The sequence below is a fragment of the Paenibacillus sp. tmac-D7 genome, assembly GCF_006519665.1.
In the GTDB taxonomy this organism is placed as follows: domain Bacteria; phylum Bacillota; class Bacilli; order Paenibacillales; family NBRC-103111; genus Paenibacillus_G; species Paenibacillus_G validus.
Window position 1 is genome coordinate 1 of the sequence record NZ_VIDW01000049.1, and the last position, 21,677, is coordinate 21,677.

Consider the following 21,677-nt stretch of genomic DNA (forward strand, 5'->3'; position numbering starts at 1 on the left):
GCGGCGCGCGGCCGTCTCGCGGGGGCCCGTTGCAGGTACGTGCCGCCCCGCTTTCGCGAGCCCCATCACAGGCATGTGATGGTACACGCATTCGTACCGGCCCTCCGGGACGAGGTAGCTCTCGTGGTAAATACCGACGGAGCGGCTGGCCGCGACCTTTTGGTTAAACATGCGCCAGGCGTCAAGATGAAACGCGCCCTGCCGCGCATACTGCTCCAGCTGCTCGAACGACCGCCAATACTGCACGATCATCGGTCCCCGCAGCGTTATGAAATATTCCGCGTGCAGGAAGCCGAGCTCCGGATGCGTGTACAGCTCCTTCAGCATCGGCGGCATCGCCTTAATAATCGGTAGCCAATCGCGAACCGCCCACAGCTTATTCACCCGAACCCCGATAATGAACACCACGAACGAACCTTCGATTTGGGCCGTATAACGACCGGGCACTACAGCAGCCATTACGAATGACCTCCTTCGCCTAATAACGACAAATGCCGCTCGTAATGAGCAAGCAGGTCGCGCTCTTGAAACATATGCGCCGACAAATAGGCACCGTAGAAAATCGTCACCAGCACCTTCGCAGCCTCAAGCGGCGTTACCCCCTGCCTCAATTCGCCGGCTTCCGCCGCCTCGCGGACGGATCTCTCAAACAGTGCATCCATACGGGGCTCCCGTCCCCCCAGCTCCGGATTTCCCGGAAACAGCAGCTGAACCTCGGCTTCGCTCAATTCCGGCATGCACGGATGCATTTTCAACTCGCTCAAAAACCCGATCAAAGCCAGCATCAACCCCGGCCTCTCGGCACTCGACCGCTGAATGTGGAGAAATAAATGACGGATCGCGTCGAACCCCTTCTTACCGTTCTCCTTCAGCTCGATCAGCCGCTCGGTAAGCCATACCCTCATGAAATAAATCAACAAATCTTCCTTTTGCCGAAAAAACTTGAAGAACGTCACCTTCGACACTTCCGCTTTCCGGCAAACATCCTCGACCGTCATGTCGCGAAAAGACCGTTCCCCGATCAAGCTTAAGCTCGCCTCGTAGATCGCCAGCTTGGCCCGCGCTTTCTTGAGCTCACGCAGAGAGATCTGCCGCGTATTCATGGTTCGTTCCCCCTCCATATTAAAGTTAACTTATATAAATAAATTAACTTAAGTTAATTTTTATGTCAAGGGATCAACCTATTTTCAGGCTCAAGGCTATACGCCCGTTAGAGCGCCGGTGCTGCCTGACCACGTGTCTCTTCACTCCGATACTTTAAATACCTCTTTATTAATAGGGACGATCCAAGTAAACTGGTAAGAAAAGCACTGGCGATGTCACCCTTCAATTGCTGTTCCGACTATTTCATTGAACTTTAGCCATGGTAAGATCGTCAAAAGACTTGAGGTGTCTGTTTTGGAATCGGATGTGAATTTTGAATATTTAAAGTATTTGTCCGACAGCTCCGACAAGAAGGCGATCTTACAGGAGCTGATGACCGCTTACGGTAAGGATGTATGGAATTATGCCTACAGCATCACACGCAAGTGGGATCAGGCTGATGATATTACGCAAGAAGTGTTCCTGAAAGTGTACCGGAATTTATACTCGTTTCGCTGTGAATCTTCGGTCAAGACATGGCTGCTCGCCATCACCCGCAACATGACCCTCGACTACCGCAAATCGGCTTTCCTCCGCAAAGTGACGCTTGTCGACGCGTTCACCGCCCGGGAAGAGCAGGCTACGGCTTCAACCGAGCAAGAGGTGATGTCCAAGTTGACGGTAAACGAAATGTGGGACTTGGTGTTGAAGCTTCCGGTGAAATACCGCGAGGTATTGATCTTGTTCGCCCACCATCAGTTATCGATGAAGGAGATTGCGGAGCTGCTCGGCGTGAGCGAAGGAACGGTGAAATCGAGGCTGTTTCATGCGCGGAACAAAATTTCGAGGTTGAAGGAGAGTCGTCGCATTGGATCCGATTGACAAGGAACTTAAACAGGAGTTGTCCGACGGCCCGTTTGCCCAGGACGGGTTTACGGATGCTTTGCGCAAACGAATCGAAGAACGCATCATGACCGCGGAAGCCCCTTCCTCTCCGACGGTCCGCCGAATTCGTCCCTGGCTCGCCGGTGCAGGGGCTGCGGCCGCTGCAGCCTTGCTGTTCCTTGCGGTGGAAGGCGACCTATGGTTCATGCCTCCCGCCTCAACGCTGGATTCAGCGCCTATGGCAGCTACGGCCTCGCAGGTCGTGCCGGATTTCGAGTCGACCGTCCGAACGGCGCTCCTGGTCGGTCTGCGAACCGATACGAAAACCGCCGAACCGACGGAAGAAAAGAGCGAATACCGCACGCTGTTAATCGCGCCGGATGACAGCCGTTTGAAAGTGATAAGCCAAGGCCCCGGCATCCTCATGCCGTATAAAATGGACTTCTGGCGCTTGAGAGAAGCGCGCACCGTAAACGGGGAAGGCCGCGCTTACGTCTACTGGAGCGCAGCGCTCGCCGCCTCCTCCAGATCAGCCGACCAGTCGGCCAAACAGGTCGCAGCCCTGTCTAACGCGGCCTTAACGGAAAAGCTTCTATTCGTCGGCAACCGTTACATCGCCGTGGAGCAGAAGGTCATGACCCGGGATAAGAAAGGCGATTTACGGAGTTCCCGGTTTGTATGGGTGAAAGACGTGCCGCAACTCGCGGGCTCCTCTAACCCCGATGAGCCGCCGTTACAGCAGCCGCATGTGAAGCTGAAGGACATTTTCGGCACGGCCGTCGAGCCTGCGCTCCAGCAGCTGGACCCATACCTCCCGCTTATGCCGAGCGAATTTCAGCCGAAGCATGCGTCAACCGACACCTGGGGGGAGAGCTGGACGATCGCTCGTCAACAAGGCCGCTGGATTGCGAAGGTCGCTTCCTATGAGAACGATGCGAGCGGCGACAGCCAATCCTATCGTCTGAAGGATGTGCCGATGTCGCTGCCGGCGGAAGTCGTTTCCCATGATCGGTTAGTTCCCGAGTGGGGGGAAATCAAACGCATTCAACCGGCCGCCGTCGACGCCTACTCTTCGCCGAACCTCGATGTCGTCCTTGTCGTCGCGGACCGCCATTTGATCGTGTATCCTTATAAGGGCGTCCTGCTGCCGAACCCGCTCCTGACCGTCGAGCTGAAACCTCAGGAGTCGGTCATTATGGCGCATTGGGCGACCGACCCGTACATCGATCCGTGGAAGAAGAACGTCTCCGCGTTCCTTACTCAATAAACGACGTGTTCCTCAAACGTCGGCGTGTTCGGCACGATAAGCATATGCGTTTGCCCAGGAAGCAGCGAAACTTCACGGCCCTGATCGTACAAGCGAATAGGGTCGTTTTCGCGTTCCCGCTTCCACTCCACGGATTTAGCCATGCCGCGTTGGAACAAGACGGCCGTCCCCTGCCCCATTAGTTTCACGTCGCGGCGGCCTTCATTATCGAGAATGCGATGCACCGCGCCCAGGACAACGACGTTCGTCGCCGTTAACGTCTCTCCGTTATTCAAATCGCTATGCGCGCTGCCGTTAATCGAACGCTTGTAATTGCGCGCCGCTTCGTCATACTCGTAGGACACCCGGTACGACTTCACCAGGAACGTCACATCGACTTTGCGCGCCTCCTTCGCCCCGCTGCCCATCGTTTCAACCGCGCCGCTTTCCGGCTTGGCGAACGAATAAACGGGCGCCGTCGGTCCTTGATCCTTGAGACCCCGTTTACCGGCGCCGTCGCGGATATTTGTCAAATTCGTATATAAGTTGTGCGGAGCTTTCCGGGATTTCTCCCTCCAGAAGTATGGGCCCGCGTTCGTGATCTCGTCCAGGTTCTCGATTCTCTCGCGGCTGATCGTCTCGTAACCGTCCGGACTGCCTCCCGCGTGCACTTGAATCGCGCCATACGATTTACCGATACTGATGAAATAAGGACGAATGCTGCGGACAGGTCCGATGTCGCCCGTGAAAGCGCTGCTCTGAAACAGCGCGATCAACCGGGTGATTTCGCCTTCAGCGAGCACCTCGTACAGTAAATCAGCCTGCTGCAGCCCACTCTGCGGACGCGCCTGCGGCGCATTGTTGATGACTACCATAACCGGCCGGGATTCGTTCTTCTCCGCGGTCTCTACGCCGGTGAGCGGCGCCAGATACGCAGCCTTCGGTGCAGGAGCCGGAGGCTCCTCTTGCTTCAGGACAGGCTTTGCCGTCTCCGCCGCCTCCGGTACAGTTGTTGCGCCATCATCCGCATTGCAACCCGCTGCCGACAGCGCCATAGCGCAAGCAAGCAGCGCAAAGCCGCCTTTGCGCTTCCATCCCGTCTTTCGTTGCCAGGCCTTCTCCCGGTCCGCTGACCTTTTGTCCATTAAGGCTCACCTCGTTCGCTTGTCTTCTTGTAGCTTCTAGTAATCTATATTCTATCAACTTCACAAATAGAAGCGGATGAATCAAGCATTAACCGAACATCCAACAGCTTAATGACAAGGAACCGTATTGATACTGGCGGTGCAGCAGCTTCGCCTTCTTCCCTTCATGCGCCGCGCCCATGGCGATCAACAGCGGCACGAAATGCTCCGACCGAGGCACCGCCTCTTTCGCGAACGGCGCCTCCGCGTCATAACGAAACAACCGATCGATGTCCCACGTCTCGATCCGCTCCCCAAGCCACTCGTCGAATTCGAGCGCCCACGCGCTGACGTCCCCGCTGTCCCAAGCAAGCCGGTTCAGATTATGAACCGTACCGCCGCTGCCCATAATTAGCACGTCCTGCTTCCGCAAGGCGGCCAGCGCTCGGCCGATTCTGTACTGCTGCTCGGGCACGAGACCGGCATGAACCGACATCGATACAACGGGGACATCCGCTTGCGGATACATCAGCTTCAAGACGCTCCAGGCTCCGTGATCCAGCCCGCGTCGGTCGTCAAGCTCGGCTGCCACGCCTTCCTTCTCCAGCAGTTCCCGAATTTGCAGCGCAAGCGCAATGTCGCCTTGGGCCCTATATTCGATCTCATATAAGGCGTCCGGGAAACCGAAGAAATCATGGATCGTTGTATAACGCACGGCGGAGCCGATTTGCTGCACCGCAGCTTCCCAATGTGCACTGAACAGAACGATAGCTCGCGGCTTGGGCAGCTTCTGTCCCAGCGTTTGGAGAAACCCGGTGTAGCGGAGCCGATCGGTTACAAGCGTCGGAGCCCCATGGGCAACGAACAAGGAAGGAAGCATACAGGCTGAACTCCTTTCCGGAATCGGGATCACAGACACGACAGGCGCGTCCTTTCTCCCCCAAAATCATCTACCTACAATATTCCGTTCTTCCGCTCCCAATTCCTGCTGCATCGCGCAAATCGGGCCAAACGCCGAAGAGACCGGCAAACATCGATGCGATGTTTGCCGGTCTCTTCGGTTCATTCGATACTCTTACAGCTGGCCTTGCACCCAAGCTTCCAGCTCCGACAGAGGGCGGAAACCTACTTGCGTCCCGACTTCAACTCCGTCCTTGAACAGCTTCAGCGTCGGAATGCTCATGACGCCGTACTTCCCGGCCGTTTCCGGGTTGTCGTCCACGTTCACCTTCGCGATCGTCACCGAATCGCCAAGCTTACCGTTCAGTTCTTCCAAGACCGGCGCAATCATTTTGCACGGTCCGCACCAAGGGGCCCAGAAATCGACGAGCACGACGCCTTCCTTTACGGTTTGGCCAAAATCGCTGTCTTTCGCATTTACAATCGCCATCGTTTATCTCTCCTTTTATTAAATGAAGTTCTCTATATCAAACTGTTTATAAAATAATAACAGTTAGATCGCAAAAAAGTTACTTTTTGCTGGCTTGAACACGCACACGCTCGAGCACATCGCTAATTTTGAGCTGCTCCAAGTATGTCATCATGCGCTCTTCCGCCTCGGAAAAAATCCCATCCATCACATCGGCCATGTTGCAGGCGATCATGCAGTCCTCTTCCTCATCGCCCGAACACCAGGAAGGCTTGATCGAACCTATAGAGGTGATGCAATAAATTTCCGCCAGCGACACTTCATCCGGGTCGCACGCCAGCGTGTAACCGCCGCCGCTGCCCTCTTTGGTCACCACATAACCGGCTTTCCTCAGAAAGCTCAATACTTTGCGAACCCGAGCCGGATGGGTACCTACATTATCCGCGATATACTCGCTGGTTGCGGAGCGGTCGGAGCGATAGGCGAGCAGTACCAAGCTATGCACTGCAATCGTGAATTCGCTGTTCATGCCGCCGTCCCCCTCCTGCTTCGTATACTGTAATTATATTTATAACAGATACTATTGTCAACCCTTTGCCTGTCCCTCCTATTTTGCATGGTCGCTTCCGATGTTATACACCCCTTTGCAAGCAAAGAACCGTCACGTTTCTAAAAAGAAAGGTGACGGTTCTCATGAGTCATTATTTAATTTCGTAAATTTTGAACAATTCGTCCAGCATCAGGTTGGCCGCTTTAACGCCGCCCGCCGTATTCCAGATCGCGTCGTTCACTTTATATGCTTTGCCGTTCTTTACGGCGTTCAAGTTTTTCCAGAGCGGATCGTTAGTCCAATCCTTCTCTTGCTGATTTCCTTTGTCATCGCCGGTTTCATAAGTAAAGTAGAAGATGATATCGCCGTCAGCTTCAGGAAGACGCTCTTTTGTAATTTCTTCGACGAACGTATCTTTCGCTTTTACCGTCGTACGGGCAATGCCCATTTGTTTGAAGATGATGCCCGTAAACGTATCGGATAAATAAATTCTCGTTTTGCCCGCCATAAAGCGCACAACGGACACTTTCTGCTGCAGCTTGTCGCCGGCTTTCGCCTTGAATTCCTCAGTACGTTTGTCGAAAGCGGCGATCACTTTCTCGCCTTCTTCCTTCTTGCCTACCGTTTCGGCATACAAACGGTAATTGCTCTTCCACTCGCCGCGCAGCGTTTCGGAGAACACGGTCGGAGCGATCGCTTTAAGCTGCTCGTAAATTTTTTCTTGACGCATCTTGTTCCCGATGATCAGGTCCGGCTTCAGTGAAGCGATCAGCTCGATGTTCGGCTGTCCCTCTTCACCCAGCACCGTAACGCCTTCCATGTCGGCCTTAATGTGGTCGTACCACGGGTTGCCGGTAAACGACTTAACCGCGCCGACCGGCTTAATGCCAAGCGACAACAGCGCTTCTGTTCCTTCGTTTGTCAGGATGACGACGCGTTTAGGGTTAGCCGGCACTTCCGTTTCGCCCATCGCGTGTTTCACTTTATGAGGAGCAGCAGCAGGCGTTGCCGTTTCCGTCTTCCCTCCTGCAGTATTGTTCGTTTCCGCAGGAGCAGCCGGTTTCGTGCCGCAGGCGGACAGAACGAGTCCTACCATTAGAATGACGGCAAGCAGCGTCATCGATTTGGCTTGAATAAATGTCTTCATGTTACGTGTAAACCCCCCGTTTGATGATCAATGATGGTTTTAGCGGAAAAGAATGATAATCATTATCATCTTTGCCTCGTTTATCGTAATCGTTCCTTCATTCGTTGTCAATAAAAATTTTGATAATGATTCTCAAAATCATTGACTTACGAGAACCATTCTCATAAAATGAGACATAGCCTCCATTATCGATTTTATTAATTTTTCATTATATGCATTAAAGGAAGCGGGCCAGACATTCATGCAAACCTACTTACATACGACAACATTTCGCATTATCGGACTACTCGCAGCTATTGCGCTGCTCGCCCTGGCCATGCTGGCCAGCGTGAAATACGGCGTCACCACTTATTCATGGGAACGCATCGTCTCCTCGTTCACCGCCTACACGGAAACCAACGATAATCTGATTATTCGCTCATCCCGTATCCCACGATCGCTTATTGCCGCGATCGTCGGCGGCAGCCTGGCGGTAGCCGGTGCGCTGATGCAGGCCATCACCCGCAACCCGCTCGCCTCACCCAGCCTGTTCGGCGTGAATGCCGGAGCTTCGTTCGCCATCGTACTATGCGTCGCTTTCTTCAATGTATCCGGTTTAGTAGCCTTCACGTGGATTGCGTTTCTTGGTGCAGCGGTCAGCTCGGTGCTCGTGTATCTGCTCGGTTCCGTCGGCCGCGACGGGATGACTCCAATTAAGATCACGCTCGCCGGCTCGGCTATATCCGCATTCTTTTTCTCCCTGACGCAAGGGATCCTGCTCGCCAACGGCAAAGCTTTCGACCAGGTGTTGTTCTGGCTTGTCGGTTCGGTGTCGGGTCGTACGATGGACATGTTGACGGCCGTTCTCCCGTACATCGCCGTCGCTATGATCGGAGCGCTTGTGCTGGCGCCCCATATGAACGTGCTGTCGATGGGCGACGACGTGGCCAAAGGCTTGGGCCAACGCACCGTCTTGATCAAAGCGGCTGCGGCCGTCGTCATCGTGCTGCTGGCCGGCGGCTCCGTCGCCGTTGCCGGCCCGATTCTGTTTATCGGCGTTATCATTCCGCATATTGTGCGTTTCCTGATTGGCATCGATCATCGCTGGGTCATCCCGTATTGCGCCGTACTTGGCGCCTTGCTTCTCGTTACCGCAGACTTGGGAGCGAGATATATCGCCATGCCGACCGAGGTGCACGTTGGCGTCACCACCGCTTTAATGGGCGTGCCTTTTGTCGTTTACATCGCGCGCAAGGGAGGACTACTTCGATGAACAGCTCGCGCAGCCGCTACATTACCTTACGCAGCAGCTTTTACTCGTTCCTGATTCACCGGAAAGCGCTTGTCGCCGGCCTGCTGCTCCTCGTGGCAACCGTTGCTGTGATGATTTTATGCACAGGAATCGGAAGCCTGTACATTGCCCCCGGCGAAGTCATTCGCTCGGTATTCGGTTACGGGACGGACTCGAATGAACTCATTATCCGATCGCTTCGTCTGCCTCGAATCATCACAGCCGTTCTGATCGGAGCGTCGCTGGCCGTCTCCGGTGCGATTCTGCAAGGGGTCGTACGCAATCCGTTGACGTCGCCGGACAATATCGGCATCACCGGCGGCGCCGTGCTTGGCGCTGTTTCGTTCTTCTTCTTTTTCGCCGAACGCTTAAGCATTCATTGGCTTCCGCTGTTCGCCATTATCGGCGCGTTGGCCGCAACCCTGCTCATCTACACGCTCTCTTGGAAGAAGGGCGTCTCGCCGCTGAGACTCGTCTTAATCGGCATTACGATGACTGCAGCCATGAACTCGATCTCTTATATGATGATGATTATGGGTCCCGTCGTTCTCGCCAACCAATCACTGACGTTTATGACCGGCAGCATCTACGGCGTCTCCTGGGAAAAGGCTGTAACGCCCCTCTTCCCATGGGTGCTCGTACTGATGCCGATTCTGTTCTTTCTTGCGCGACACGTTAACGTCCAGGAGCTTGGCGAAGACGTCGCCCGCAGCGTCGGCAGCAGCGTGCAGCGCCAACGGTTGTTGCTGATCTTGCTGAGCGTAGCGCTCGGCGGCACAGCAATCGCCTTTGGCGGCGCGATTACCTTCATCGGCCTGATGGCTCCGCATATGGCGCGACGCCTCGTCGGTCCGAGCTTCGGCGCCCTGCTGCCCGTCTCGGCGCTGATTGGCGCGATTCTGCTGCTGCTTGCCGACTTGGCCGGACGTACGATCGCCCCGCCGCTCGATATTCCTGCCGGCGTGTTCACCGCCAGCGTCGGCGCGCCTTTATTCATTTTCTTATTGTACCGTAACCGTAACAGTAACCGATAAAGCCTATAAACGGCAATCCCATTAACCAAAGGAGCGATCCCGATGACCGCCATTCAATCCAACGAACTCTGCCTAAGCTACGGGGATACCCGCATCTTCGAGAGCCTCAACCTGAGTTTGCCAAAAGGAAAAATCACCGTCTTCATCGGCAGCAATGGCTGCGGCAAGTCGACCCTGCTGCGTTCCCTCGCCCGGCTGCTGAAGCCGCAAAAGGGTCAGGTCGTATTGGACGGCAGCGACATCGCTTCCTTAGCTACCAAAGAGATTGCGCGCCGCATGGCGATTCTTCCGCAAGGCCCCGCCGCTCCGGATGGACTAACGGTGCTTCAGCTCGTAAAGCAAGGCCGTTACCCTTACCAGAACTGGCTGCAGCAGTGGTCGAAGGAAGACGAAACGATGGTGCAGCGTGCCCTGGAGCTCACCCACATGACGCCGCTTGCCGACCGTACGGTTGACTCGTTATCGGGCGGACAGCGCCAGCGCGCTTGGATTGCCATGACATTGGCACAGGGAACGCCCACCATCCTGCTCGACGAGCCGACGACTTATCTCGATTTGGCACACCAAATCGAAGTACTCGATCTGCTGCATCAATTGAATGAACAGGAGCAGCGGACGATTGTGATGGTGCTGCATGACATCAACCTCGCCTGCCGGTACGCTCACAACATCGTCGCCATTAAGAACGGCAAGGTGTGCGCCGAAGGACGGCCTCAAGATATTGTCGACGAATCGTTGATCGCGACCGTGTTCGATCTCGATTGCCGGGTGATCCAAGACCCGTTGTTCGGTACGCCGATGGTCGTACCTTTCGGCCGGGGCAAGCAGCCCGTTTTCCAAGACTTCGTCCCCGATGCTGCCGTGACCGCAGCTTCAGCCGCGGCGACAGCGGCCATGCGGGAAGAACAACCGGTTTAAACAGCATTTCCTCCGCCACATAATCTGCATCGCTTGTTGGGCAAGCTAAGTGTAATCGTGGAAGGAGGGCTGCGTCATGACGTTGGCCGATTACGCGAATCAATATTGGCTTTCTGCGCTGCTCATTACAGGAACCGTCATCGCCGGCATTTGCGTCTATAAGTATTGGGATAAAATCGTGATCAAAGGCAGCGGAAGAAAGTAGCCGCCCGCCTATACAAAAAGCCGGAGTCGGAAGGAATTGTCCTTCTGCTCCGGCTTTTGACTTCTATTTGAGTTACACGAGCGCTTTCTTCGCAATGTCCGTACGGTAGTGCTTGCCTTCGAAACGAATCCGGTCGGCTGCGGCATACGCTTTGGCACGGGCCTCCGCAATGTTCGATCCGAGCGCCGTCACGCCGATGACGCGGCCGCCGTTCGTGACGAGCTGTCCGCCTTGAACCGCTGTGCCGGCGTGAAACACGAGCGCATCCGGTTCGTTCTCCGCGTCCTCGAGCCCTTCGATCGGAAGTCCTTTCGGATACGCCGCCGGATATCCCGGCGAAGCGAGGATGACGCATACGGCGGCCTCGTCGCTCCATTGGATATCCATTTGATCCAGACAGCCGTTGACCGTGGCGAGGAAAATATCCAGCAAATCGGTTTTCAACCGCGGCAGCACGACCTGCGTTTCAGGATCTCCGAAGCGCGCGTTGAATTCGATAGTTTTCGGACCTTCCGGCGTAAGCATCAATCCCGCGAACAGCACGCCGCGGAATGGGCGTCCTTCGGCCACCATCGCTTTCGCCGTCGGTTTAATGATCGTTTCGATCGCCTCGTCGATGATCGATTGCGGGATATGCGGCAGAGGAGAATACGTACCCATCCCGCCTGTATTTGGACCCTGGTCGTTGTCATAAACGGCCTTATGATCCTGAGCAGCCGCCATCGGACGCACCACCTCGCCATCGACGAAGGAAAGAATGGACATCTCCTGGCCCGTCAGGAACTCTTCGATGACGACCTGGTTGCCTGACTCGCCGAACACTTTCGCGACCATAATGTCTTGAAGCGCTTGATCCGCTTCTTCGATCGATTGCGCGATAATGACGCCTTTACCTGCCGCGAGGCCGTCGGCCTTGATGACATAAGGCGCACGCAATTGGTTTAAATAAGCCCGTGCCGGCTCGTACGAATCGAACGATTCGTACGCTGCGGTCGGGATGTCGTACTTTTTGAGCAGCTGCTTGGTGAACACTTTACTGCCCTCAATAATAGCGGCGTTCTGGCGCGGTCCGTAAACCGTCAACCCTTTCGCTTCCAAATGATCGACGATGCCTTCGGCCAAAGGATCATCCGGTCCGATGACGACTAAGTCAATCGTATGATCGATCGCGAATTGCGCGATCTCTTCAAACTTGTTAACCGGAATCGGCACGCACTCCGCCACTTGGGCGATACCGCCGTTACCCGGCGCACAGTACAGCTCCTTCACCTTCGGGCTTTTTTTCAGCGCCCAACAAATTGCATGCTCGCGGCCGCCGCCGCCCACTACCAATATCCGCATCTGGCTACGCTCCCCTTAGTGTTTAAAATGGCGCACGCCCGTCATCACCATAGCGATGCCGTGCTCATTCGCGACGCGGATCGATTCTTCGTCCTTGATCGAGCCGCCCGGCTGAATCACCGCGGTGATGCCTGCTTTAGCCGCAAGCTCCAGCGTATCGCCCATCGGGAAGAACGCATCGGAGGCGAGCACGGACCCTTGCGCTTTGTCCCCGGCTTGCTCGATGGCGATTTTGGCTGCGCCGACACGGTTCATTTGACCGGCGCCTACACCGATCGTCATGTCGTCCGCCGCGAGCACGATCGCATTGGACTTCACATGCTTCACAACTTTCCAAGCGAACAACAGCTGCTTCAGCTCGGCCTCGGTCGGTTGACGTTCCGTCACGATTCGCAGATCCGCTTCAGTGAGCTGGTAAGCGTCGCTGTCCTGCACCAGCATGCCGCCTTCGACGGTCGTGATGATAGCTTCCGCTTTTTTCGCCCCGCTGATGTCGCCGACTTGCAGCAGTCGAATATTTTTCTTTTGCTTCAGGATGTCGAGCGCTTCTTGGCTGAAATCCGGCGCGATGACGATTTCAAGGAAAATTTCATGAAGCAAGAGCGCCGTTTCCTTGCCGATGGTCCGGTTCGCCGCAACGATGCCGCCGAAGATCGAGACCGGGTCGGCTGCGTAAGCTTTTTGGCAGGCTTCGTGAATGTCGGTGCCGATACCGACGCCGCAAGGGTTCATATGTTTAACCGCAACAACGGCCGGTTCGCTGAATTCTTTAACGATTTGCAGCGCCGTGTTTGCATCGTTGATGTTGTTATAAGACAGCTCCTTGCCATGCAGCTGTTCGGCCGTCGTAATGTTACCGGACGGAGCGAGCGGCTTACGGTAGAACGCCGCTTTCTGATGCGGGTTCTCGCCATAGCGAAGGTCTTGTACTTTCTCGTAAGTGACGGTGAGCTTCTCCGGCAGCGGTTCGCCTGTTTGCTTCGCCAAGTAATCGGAGATGAGCGCGTCGTAAGCCGCCGTGTGGCGGAATACTTTGCCTGCGAGGCGCTTGCGCGTATCCAGTGTCGTATCGCCTGCGGCTTTGACTTCTTCCAGGACGGCCGAATAATCGCCAGCATCGACGACAACGGTCACGAACGCATGGTTTTTCGCCGCCGAACGCAGCATCGTCGGTCCGCCGATATCGATGTTCTCGATCGCATCCTCATAGGTAACATCCGGTTTCGCGATCGTTTCGGCGAACGGATACAGGTTGACGACCACAAGGTCGATGTAGTCGAGACCAAGCTCTTTCATCGCCGCTTGATGCTCTTCGCTGTCGCGAATCGCCAGCAGTCCGCTATGTACGGCGGGGTGCAGCGTTTTGACGCGTCCATCCAGAATTTCAGGGAACCCCGTTACTTCGGAGATGCCGATAACCGGCACGCCCTTCTCTTTGAGCAGCGATTGCGTGCCGCCTGTCGAAATGATTTGCACGCCCAGTTTGGCGAGTTCGCCGGCAAACTCCACAATGCCGGTTTTGTCCGAGACGCTGATTAATGCTCTTCTAATAGCCACGTTGGTTGGTGCCTCCCTCATCGTATAAGTTCTTCCATAAATGGCACGCGTGCGAACGCCCAAGTGCCCTTTTTCCCGTTCTTTGTCTACTGCTCTTTTCCGCTCTTGATTTCTCTTTGACCGCACCTGGCTGCCCGGGCGATCTACGCTTCCTAGACGCGCTCGACATGCCGTCCGTTCAATCGCACCTTGCCATCGCGAATCCAGCCGATCACCTGCGGATACAACTTGTGCTCGATGCGGTGTACCCGCTCCGCGACCGTTTCTTCCGTATCTCCCGGCTGAATCTCCAGCGCCGCCTGAGCGATGATCGGTCCCGTATCCATGCCGCCGTCTACAAAGTGAACGGTTACCCCCGTCACCTTCACCCCATAGTCAAGCGCCTGACCGATTGCATTCACCCCTGGAAAAGCAGGCAGCAGCGACGGATGCACATTAATCAACCGCCCGTAGAACGGCTTGACCAACACGCTTGTGATCAACCGCATATAACCGGCCATCACGATTAAATCGACTTGCTTCTCCTGCAGCTGCGCCAATATTTCTTGCTCGTAGTGCTCGCGCGACTCGTAATCCTTCGGCCGGAACGCATGCACCGGCACGCCGGCCGCCTGCGCCCGTTCCACGACCTTCGCCTTCGGCCGGTCGCAAACCAAAAGCTCGATGCGAACATCGAGCTGCCCTGCTTTCACCGCATCTGCGATCGCTTGGAAGTTGCTCCCGCTGCCTGATGCAAATACGGCGATTCGAAATGGTGACGAACTCATACGTCCGCCCCGTTAAACGTCACCACTCGCGTACCCGCCGTCACGCGTCCGAGCGTGTAGGCCTTCTCGCCGTGCTGTTCAAACAGAGACGCCGCCTTCGCCGCATCCTCCTCCGACACGATAACCACCATCCCGATCCCCATGTTAAAGGTACGGAACATGTCGTTATGGCTGATGCCGCCCTCGCGCTGCATCAATTCGAAGATCGGCAGAATCGGCCAGGATCCGTAGTCGATTTCCACGTTCACGCCTTCCGGCAGCACGCGCGGAATGTTTTCCAGGAAACCGCCGCCTGTAATATGCGCCATTCCTTTGATCGGCACTTCGTTCAGGACGTTGAGCACCGGTTTGACATAAATTTTCGTCGGCGCAAGCAGCGTATCGCCGAGGCGTTCCCCGAGCGCGTCGATCGTGTCGTGCAGGCTGTAGCCTTTCTGTTCAAGCAGCAGCTTACGCACCAGTGAGAACCCGTTCGAATGCACGCCGCTTGAAGCAAGACCCAGCACGACGTCGCCCGGCTTGATCGTGCTTCCATCAATGATCTTCTTCTTGTCGACGATTCCAACCGTAAAGCCGGCAATGTCATACTCGCCTTCGCTGTACATACCCGGCATCTCTGCCGTTTCGCCGCCGATTAGCGCCGCGCCTGCTTGTACGCAGCCGTCGCTGATGCCTTTGACGATAGCCTCGATTTTTTCGGGAATGACTTTATCGCAAGCCAGATAGTCGAGGAAGAAGAGCGGCTCCGCGCCCTGCACGATAATATCGTTCACGCACATGGCTACCGCGTCGACGCCAATCGTGTCGTGCTTGTCCATCGCGAACGCGATCTTCAGCTTCGTGCCGACGCCGTCCGTTCCGGATACGAGCACCGGCTCCTCGTATTTCTCCTTATTCAGGCCGAACAGCGCGCCGAAGCCGCCGAGATCCGTCAGCACCTCGGGACGGAATGTCGTCTTCACGTGCTTTTTCATGCGTTCAACCGCTTCATTGCCGGCAGCGATGTCGACCCCGGCTTGTTTATATGCATCGGACACTTCGTTTTTCCTCCTCAGAATGGGAATGACCTTCGCTCCTGGAGAACGTATGGCTTTGGCTTGCATGTACACGCTGTTTCCCTCCGGCCGCTCTTGAAAATGAGTTCCTCAGGCTTACCTTGCGGCAAGAACTCATTTTCAAAGGCAGCTCCGCGTTTTCCTGCGGGAAAACGGCTTCGGAAGCTTATATCCGGTAACGTGCATCAACCTTCGCCTCCGCCTACCCCAAGCTCGAACAGCCAAAGTCAAAAGATTTGCGCAGGAACCTGCGCGGGGATAAAGGGAACGGCGGCCGGCCATGCGGCGGCGACCGCTCTAAGCTCCATATTGTTAAGCCGTTAATGGGGCCATACGGCCTTCAGCCTTTTTTTCCGTGCTCTTTAGCCCTACAGTACAGGCTTCTGGATGCCTTATTTTCATAATTTCCGCCGACTGCTTCGGGGAAGAAGACTGACAAGGGTTCTTCAGCAAGGAACGAACTTCCGGAACCTTCTCCCTAGTCGCAGCCGCAGCCGAGAGCGGCCTCATCCGGCACCGGCGTCGGGTAGTGATTGTCGAAACAGGCGGTACAGTGACCGCGGTTATACTCGCCGTTCGGACGTCCGATCGCGGCCAGCAGCCCGTCCTTCGTCAAGAAATGCAGCGAGTCGGCGTTGATCGCCTGGCGAATCTCTTCCACCGATTTCACCGCCGCGATCAGCTCTTGGCGGCTCGGCGTATCAATCCCGTAGAAGCACGGGTTGGCGAACGGCGGCGAGCTGATGCGCACGTGCACTTCGGACGCGCCCGCTTCGCGAAGCAGGTTCACGATGCGAAGCGAAGTCGTGCCGCGCACGATCGAATCGTCGATCATGACGACGCGTTTGCCTTCCACGATGCTGCGCACCGCAGACAACTTCATCTTCACGCCCTGCTCGCGCAGCTCTTGGCTAGGCTGGATAAAGGTCCGGCCGGTATAGCGGTTTTTGATCAAGCCGAGCTCGTACGGAATGCCCGTCTGCTCCGCATACCCGATGGCTGCCGAAATCGAAGAATCCGGCACGCCCGTTACTACATCCGCGTCCACGAACGCTTCCATCGCAAGCTGACGGCCCATCCGCTTACGGGCGGAGTGGATGTTCGTCTCGTCAATGTCGCTGTCCGGACGCGCGAAGTAGATGTATTCCATCGCGCAGATCGCGCGCTGCTTAACCGGCGAGAACCGGTCATACGTCACCGCGCCCGTCTTCAAATCCAGAATCAGCAGCTCGCCCGGCTCGATATCCCGTTCGAACTTGCCGCCGACAGCGTCGAACGCACAGGACTCGGAGGCGAACAATCGCGCCGTCCCCAGCCGCCCCATCACGAACGGACGCAAGCCGTGCGAATCACGAGCCACGATGAGCTTATCCCGCGTCTGAAACAGGAACGCGAACGCGCCTTCCACCTGCAGCAGCGCATCCTTCACGGCCAGCACGATGTCGTCATGCTTCGAGCGGGCGATCAAGTGCGCCACAACCTCGGTATCGCTCGTCGTCTGGAAGATCGAGCCCTCGCGCTCCAGACGCTTCTTGATGTCCGGCGCATTCGTCAAATTACCGTTCGTCGCAATCGCCAGATCGCCCTCGCGGTATTTGAAGACGAGCGGCTGCGCGTTCGCGAGCTTGCTCTCCCCCGACGTCGAGTAGCGCACGTGCCCGATCGCACAGGTACCGCTCAACGTCGCGAGGTTTTCGTTGTTGAATACTTCCTTCACAAGTCCCATGCCCCGGTGGTAGTTGAACGACTCCCCGCCGGTTACGCTGATGCCCGCGCTCTCCTGCCCTCGATGCTGAAGCGCATGAAGGCCGTAATAGGACAAGGAAGCAGCCTCCACATGTCCGAACACCCCGAACACGCCGCACTCCTCGCGCAATTTGTCGAACAAGCCGTCATGGCTGTTGATGCCTTCGTTATAAAAGTTCCCGGTCCAGAGCTGCCGCACAGCTCCGGTCCCGTTCACTCTAACTCCTGCTCCTTGTCCGCCGACGATCAGTTCATCAGACATGGAATCGCATCCTTCCAAACCTTTTCTAGTTGTGTTACAGATGCATCGATGGCCGAAACGCCATTCACCGAAACTTCCAGCTTCTCGCCGCCGACCGTACCTAATACTTGTACCGGCACGCCCCGCGATACCAACAGCTTCTCAAGCTCGCCGGCTTTATCCGCCGAAGCGCTGAGCAGAATCCGCGATTGGCTTTCGCTGAACAGCGCGATATCCGCACGCAGTTCGCTCGCGAAGTTAACCTTCGCCCCGATACGGCCGCTCATGCAGCTTTCCGCCAATGCGACAGCCAGGCCGCCGTCGGACAAGTCATGCGCCGAAGCGACAAGTCCGCTTTGGATCGCGCTGAGCACCGCATCCAGCAAAACTTTCTCTTCGTCCAAATCGATCGCGGGAGGACGTCCTTCCGTCACGCCGTGTACGACGTACTGGAACTCGCTGCCGCCCAGCTCCGCTTTTGTGTTGCCCAGCAGCAGGACGACGTCGCCCTCGCGCTTAAAGCCTTGCGTCGTAATATGATCGACGTCGTGCACCAAGCCGACCATGCCGACGACCGGCGTCGGGTAAATCGCGCCTTTGGCGTTCTCGTTGTACAAGCTGACGTTACCGCCGATCACCGGCGCATTCAGCTTGCGGCAAGCTTCCGCCATCCCGTCGACCGCTTTCTCCAGCTGCCAGAAAATTTCCGGCTTCTCCGGGCTGCCGAAGTTCAGGTTGTCCGTAATCGCGAGCGGCTCGGCGCCGGAGCACACATTGTTGCGCGCCGCTTCCGCGACGGCGATGCGTCCGCCTACTTCCGGATCCAAATACACGTAACGGCCGTTGCAATCGGTCGACATCGACAATGCCTTGCGGGAGCCGCGAATCGTAACGACCGCCGCATCGGAACCCGGCTGAACCGCCGTGCTCGTGCGCACCATGTAATCGTATTGGTTATAAACCCATTCTTTGCTCGCAACCGTAGGAGACGCCAGCACCTTCAGCAAAGCGCCGTTCAAGTCCGTCACTTCGGCATAACGCGTCGTATCGACGGAAGCATTCGCCTCGTAGTACGCAGGCACCGCCGAAGGCTTATGGTACATCGGGCACTCGTCGACCAGCGCCGTAACCGGCATGTTGCCGACCAGCTCGCCTTTATGGTACAGCTTCAGGTTGCCGTCGTCCGTTACTTTACCGACCTTCGCGCAGTGCAGGCCCCAACGCTCGAAAATCGCTTTTGCCTGAGCTTCATGCTCCGGCTTAACAACGAACAGCATGCGCTCCTGCGATTCGGACAGCATCATCTCGTAAGGCGTCATGCCTTCCTCGCGCTGCGGCACCTCATCCAAATATAATTCCATGCCGTTGCCGGCTTTACTTGCCATCTCCGCGCTCGAGCAGGTCAAGCCCGCGGCGCCCATATCTTGAATCCCGACGACGATACCGGAATTGATCAAATCCAGACAAGCTTCAAGCACGAGCTTCTCCATGAAAGGATCGCCCACCTGCACGGCCGAACGCTTGGATTCGGATTCCGCCGTCAAGTCCTCGGATGCGAACGTCGCGCCGTGAATGCCGTCGCGGCCCGTTGCCGGTCCGACATAGAACACCGGGTTGCCGACGCCTTTGGCCACACCCTTCTGGATTTTGTCATGGTCGATGAGGCCCACGCACATCGCGTTAACGAGCGGGTTGCCTTCGTAGCTCTCGTCGAACATGATCTCGCCGCCGACCGTCGGAATGCCGATACAGTTGCCGTAACCGGCAATCCCCGACACGACATGCTCGAACAAATATTTCACGCGGTCGTTCGTCAACCGTCCGAACCGCAAGCTATTCAGAACCGCAACCGGACGCGCGCCCATGGAGAAAATATCGCGGATAATCCCGCCCACACCCGTCGCTGCGCCTTGGTAAGGCTCTACCGCGGAAGGATGGTTATGACTTTCAATCTTGAATACAACCGCCTGATTGTCGCCGATATCGACGATCCCGGCGCCTTCGCCGGGCCCCATCAGAACGCGCGGGCCGGTGGTCGGAAACTTTTTCAGCACAACCTTGGAATTTTTATAGGAACAGTGTTCAGACCACATGACGCTGAACACGCCGATTTCTACATAATTCGGTTTACGGCCGAGGAATCCGCAGATTTTCTCATACTCCGCATCCGATACGCCGAACTGCTTGTACACCTTCTGCTCTTCGATTTGCTGAGCCGTTGGCTCCTTAGCCGATAGCTGCTGCGCCATGCTTTTCCCTCCAAGTGCTCAAAATCGATGTAAACATGCGGCGGCCGTCCGCCGAACCCAGAATCTCGCTGATCGCCCGCTCCGGATGCGGCATCATGCCGAGCACGTTGCCCGCTTTGTTGCAGATGCCCGCGATATCTTCAACGGAACCGTTCGGGTTGTTGCCCGCCTCGTAACGGAACACGATTTGGTTGTTCGCTTTCAGCTCTGCCAGCGTGGCGTCGTCACAGTAGTAGTTGCCTTCGCCGTGCGCGATCGGGATGTCAATGAGCTCGCCCTGCGCATATTCTTTCGTGAACGGCGTATCCGCGTTCTCCACTTGCAGCAAAGCCGAATGACAGCGGAACTTCATCGAGTTGTTGCGCAGCAGCGCTCCCGGGAGAAGTCCGGCTTCCGTCAATATTTGAAAACCGTTGCAGATGCCCAGCACGTATTTGCCTTGAGCCGCCGCTTCCACCAGCGCATTCATAACCGGCGCAAAACGGGCGATCGCTCCGCAGCGCAGGTAGTCGCCGTAGGAAAACCCTCCGGGTACGAGAATGCAATCGTATTTCGACAAATCCGTTTCCGTATGCCACACATAATCAACAGGCTGTCCGATAGTGTCCTCTACCGCTTTGTAGCAGTCGATGTCACAGTTGGAGCCGGGAAATACCAGTACCGCGAAATTCATCGCCTTCGCTCCTCCTTTTGGTTAAGCCTGAACCAGCTCGAAACGGTAATCTTCGATGACCGTGTTCGCAAGCAGCTTCTCGCACATCGCTTTCAAGCGCTCCTCGGCCGCCGCGCGGTCGTTCGTGTTCAGTTCCACTTCCAAATACTTGCCGATCCGCACTCTGCTTACCTCGTCGAAGCCCATCGTGTGCAGTGCGCCTTGCACGGCGGTTCCCTGCACATCCAGTACGCTTTGCTTAATTGTTACATACACGGTCGCTTTAAACATCGAAAAAAGTACCTCCCGCAAAATGGTTTAATGTCGCTTGCGCGTCTATTCTTTAGCCCTGCACCAAACGGTTGTAAATATCACGGTAACGCCGGCTCGTCTCTTCCACCACGTGCGGCGGCAGCGGGTCCGGCTCGCTGTTCTTATCCCAATCCGTTCCGGACAAATACGTCCGAACCGGTTCTTTATCCATCCCGTCGATCTCGATATCGAGCTCGTACTTCGTCTTGTCCCAGAATCTCGAAGAATCCGGAGTGAAAATTTCATCGATAAGAATAATTTCGCCGTCAATTAGACCGAATTCAAACTTCGTATCCGCCAAAATGATGCCCCGCTCCGCGCAAAACGCATGCGCGAATTCGTACAGCCGGATGCTCTTCTCCTGCAGCTGCTCGGTCAATTCCGCACCCACGAGCTCTTTCATCCGCTCGATCGAAATGTCCTCGTCGTGGCCGACGTCGTTCTTCGCCGCGGGGGTGAAGAGCGGCTGCGGGAACCGCTCGTTCTTGCGCATCCCTTCCGGCAGCTTGTGGCCGTTCACTTCGCCCGACTTCTGGTACTGACGCCAGCCGCCGCCGGTAATATACCCGCGCACGACGCACTCGATGTCGATCCGCTCCGCTTTCTTCGTAACCATGAAGCGGTCCTTCATCACATCCGCATCCGTGATGATATCGCCCAAACGCTCCACATCCGCATGCACGACATGGTTCGGCTGAATGGCCGCCGTCTGCTCGAACCAGAACTTGCTGAGCGAGTTCAGCACGTTTCCCTTATCCGGCACGGCCGGGCTTAACACCCAGTCGAACGCGGAAATCCGGTCGGTGACCGCAATCAGGAAGTGCTCGCCGAGATCGTACAGCTCCCGCACTTTGCCCTTATATAAAAGCGGCGCCTTGACATACTCTTGCGCGCTCGAAATCGCCGTTGTTGCCTTCTCTCCCATG

The 21,677-nt window shown here is 56.2% G+C and carries 22 protein-coding genes; 6 read left to right on the plus strand and 16 right to left on the minus strand.

Annotated features, from left to right (window positions below):
* Together FKP33_RS22725 and FKP33_RS22730 are read right to left on the minus strand one after the other, a co-directional pair.
* Positions 1-459: DUF4188 domain-containing protein (locus FKP33_RS22725; RefSeq protein WP_141336435.1), on the minus strand; the 459-nt coding region annotated here is incomplete at its 3' end.
* Positions 459-1,103, minus strand: a complete 645-nt coding sequence (locus FKP33_RS22730) for a TetR/AcrR family transcriptional regulator (RefSeq protein WP_141336436.1) — start codon at positions 1,101-1,103, stop codon at positions 459-461. The genes FKP33_RS22725 and FKP33_RS22730, both read right to left, overlap by 1 nt.
* 295 nt (positions 1,104-1,398) lie before the next feature.
* On the opposite strand from FKP33_RS22730, the gene FKP33_RS22735 reads away from it, so the two are divergent.
* Complete coding sequence (locus FKP33_RS22735; RefSeq protein ID WP_054798612.1) at positions 1,399-1,965, plus strand: RNA polymerase sigma factor; 567 nt, start codon at positions 1,399-1,401, stop codon at positions 1,963-1,965.
* Positions 1,952-3,235 carry a hypothetical protein gene (locus FKP33_RS22740; RefSeq protein WP_141336437.1) on the plus strand — a complete coding sequence of 428 codons (1,284 nt, stop codon included), beginning with the start codon at positions 1,952-1,954 and terminating at the stop codon, positions 3,233-3,235. The genes FKP33_RS22735 and FKP33_RS22740 overlap by 14 nt, the downstream gene beginning before the upstream one ends.
* Here the strand turns inward: FKP33_RS22740 and FKP33_RS22745 are convergent.
* The 5 genes from FKP33_RS22745 to FKP33_RS22765 form a co-directional block, all read right to left on the minus strand.
* Positions 3,229-4,359, minus strand: a complete 1,131-nt coding sequence (locus FKP33_RS22745; protein ID WP_258313532.1) for a DUF3048 domain-containing protein — start codon at positions 4,357-4,359, stop codon at positions 3,229-3,231. The genes FKP33_RS22740 and FKP33_RS22745 overlap by 7 nt on opposite strands.
* An 88-nt stretch (positions 4,360-4,447) precedes the next feature.
* On the minus strand, positions 4,448-5,218 hold the full coding sequence (locus tag FKP33_RS22750) for a dioxygenase family protein (RefSeq protein ID WP_054798616.1): 771 nt from the start codon (positions 5,216-5,218) through the stop codon (positions 4,448-4,450).
* A 195-nt stretch (positions 5,219-5,413) separates the two neighbouring features.
* Positions 5,414-5,728, minus strand: a complete 315-nt coding sequence (trxA, locus tag FKP33_RS22755; protein WP_054798617.1) for a thioredoxin — start codon at positions 5,726-5,728, stop codon at positions 5,414-5,416.
* Positions 5,729-5,807: 79 nt separating this feature from the next.
* The gene (locus tag FKP33_RS22760) at positions 5,808-6,236 is read right to left on the minus strand and encodes an RrF2 family transcriptional regulator (RefSeq protein ID WP_054798618.1); all 429 of its coding nucleotides are present in this window, start codon (positions 6,234-6,236) and stop codon (positions 5,808-5,810) included.
* 172 nt (positions 6,237-6,408) lie between these two features.
* On the minus strand, positions 6,409-7,404 hold the full coding sequence (locus tag FKP33_RS22765; protein ID WP_141336438.1) for an ABC transporter substrate-binding protein: 996 nt from the start codon (positions 7,402-7,404) through the stop codon (positions 6,409-6,411).
* Between the two features lie 241 nt (positions 7,405-7,645).
* On the opposite strand from FKP33_RS22765, the gene FKP33_RS22770 reads away from it, so the two are divergent.
* From FKP33_RS22770 to FKP33_RS27855, 4 genes are all read left to right on the plus strand, one after another.
* Positions 7,646-8,656, plus strand: a complete 1,011-nt coding sequence (locus tag FKP33_RS22770) for a FecCD family ABC transporter permease (protein WP_054800263.1) — start codon at positions 7,646-7,648, stop codon at positions 8,654-8,656.
* Entirely contained in the window at positions 8,653-9,708 is a 1,056-nt protein-coding gene (locus FKP33_RS22775; protein ID WP_127608573.1) for a FecCD family ABC transporter permease, read from the plus strand. The genes FKP33_RS22770 and FKP33_RS22775 overlap by 4 nt, the downstream gene beginning before the upstream one ends.
* 42 nt (positions 9,709-9,750) lie before the next feature.
* Positions 9,751-10,626, plus strand: coding sequence for an ABC transporter ATP-binding protein (locus tag FKP33_RS22780; protein ID WP_141336439.1), 876 nt, complete (start codon positions 9,751-9,753; stop codon positions 10,624-10,626).
* A gap of 76 nt (positions 10,627-10,702) precedes the next feature.
* The gene (locus FKP33_RS27855; protein WP_258313533.1) at positions 10,703-10,831 is read left to right on the plus strand and encodes a hypothetical protein; all 129 of its coding nucleotides are present in this window, start codon (positions 10,703-10,705) and stop codon (positions 10,829-10,831) included.
* Positions 10,832-10,903: 72 nt separating this feature from the next.
* On the opposite strand, the gene purD is transcribed toward FKP33_RS27855, so the two are convergent.
* From purD to FKP33_RS22825, 9 genes are all read right to left on the minus strand, one after another.
* Positions 10,904-12,172, minus strand: a complete 1,269-nt coding sequence (gene purD / locus FKP33_RS22785; RefSeq protein WP_127608575.1) for a phosphoribosylamine--glycine ligase — start codon at positions 12,170-12,172, stop codon at positions 10,904-10,906.
* Between the two features lie 15 nt (positions 12,173-12,187).
* Entirely contained in the window at positions 12,188-13,729 is a 1,542-nt protein-coding gene (gene purH / locus FKP33_RS22790; RefSeq protein WP_141336440.1) for a bifunctional phosphoribosylaminoimidazolecarboxamide formyltransferase/IMP cyclohydrolase, read from the minus strand.
* A 152-nt stretch (positions 13,730-13,881) separates the two neighbouring features.
* The gene (purN, locus tag FKP33_RS22795; protein ID WP_141336441.1) at positions 13,882-14,496 is read right to left on the minus strand and encodes a phosphoribosylglycinamide formyltransferase; all 615 of its coding nucleotides are present in this window, start codon (positions 14,494-14,496) and stop codon (positions 13,882-13,884) included.
* Positions 14,493-15,533, minus strand: coding sequence for a phosphoribosylformylglycinamidine cyclo-ligase (purM, locus tag FKP33_RS22800; protein WP_141336442.1), 1,041 nt, complete (start codon positions 15,531-15,533; stop codon positions 14,493-14,495). The genes purN and purM overlap by 4 nt, the downstream gene beginning before the upstream one ends.
* A gap of 496 nt (positions 15,534-16,029) precedes the next feature.
* A complete protein-coding gene (purF, locus tag FKP33_RS22805) occupies positions 16,030-17,559 on the minus strand; it encodes an amidophosphoribosyltransferase (protein WP_141336443.1) in 1,530 nt (509 codons plus the stop codon).
* Complete coding sequence (gene purL, locus FKP33_RS22810; protein ID WP_141336444.1) at positions 17,544-19,787, minus strand: phosphoribosylformylglycinamidine synthase subunit PurL; 2,244 nt, start codon at positions 19,785-19,787, stop codon at positions 17,544-17,546. The genes purF and purL overlap by 16 nt, the downstream gene beginning before the upstream one ends.
* Positions 19,765-20,460: a phosphoribosylformylglycinamidine synthase subunit PurQ gene (purQ, locus tag FKP33_RS22815; protein ID WP_054800264.1), complete on the minus strand. Its 696-nt coding sequence runs from the start codon at positions 20,458-20,460 to the stop codon at positions 19,765-19,767. Before purQ ends, purL begins: the two co-directional genes overlap by 23 nt.
* Positions 20,461-20,481: 21 nt before the next feature.
* On the minus strand, positions 20,482-20,730 hold the full coding sequence (purS, locus tag FKP33_RS22820) for a phosphoribosylformylglycinamidine synthase subunit PurS (protein WP_054798097.1): 249 nt from the start codon (positions 20,728-20,730) through the stop codon (positions 20,482-20,484).
* A gap of 52 nt (positions 20,731-20,782) precedes the next feature.
* Positions 20,783-21,676, minus strand: coding sequence for a phosphoribosylaminoimidazolesuccinocarboxamide synthase (locus FKP33_RS22825; RefSeq protein WP_141336445.1), 894 nt, complete (start codon positions 21,674-21,676; stop codon positions 20,783-20,785).
* Between the last annotated feature and the right edge of the window lies 1 nt (position 21,677).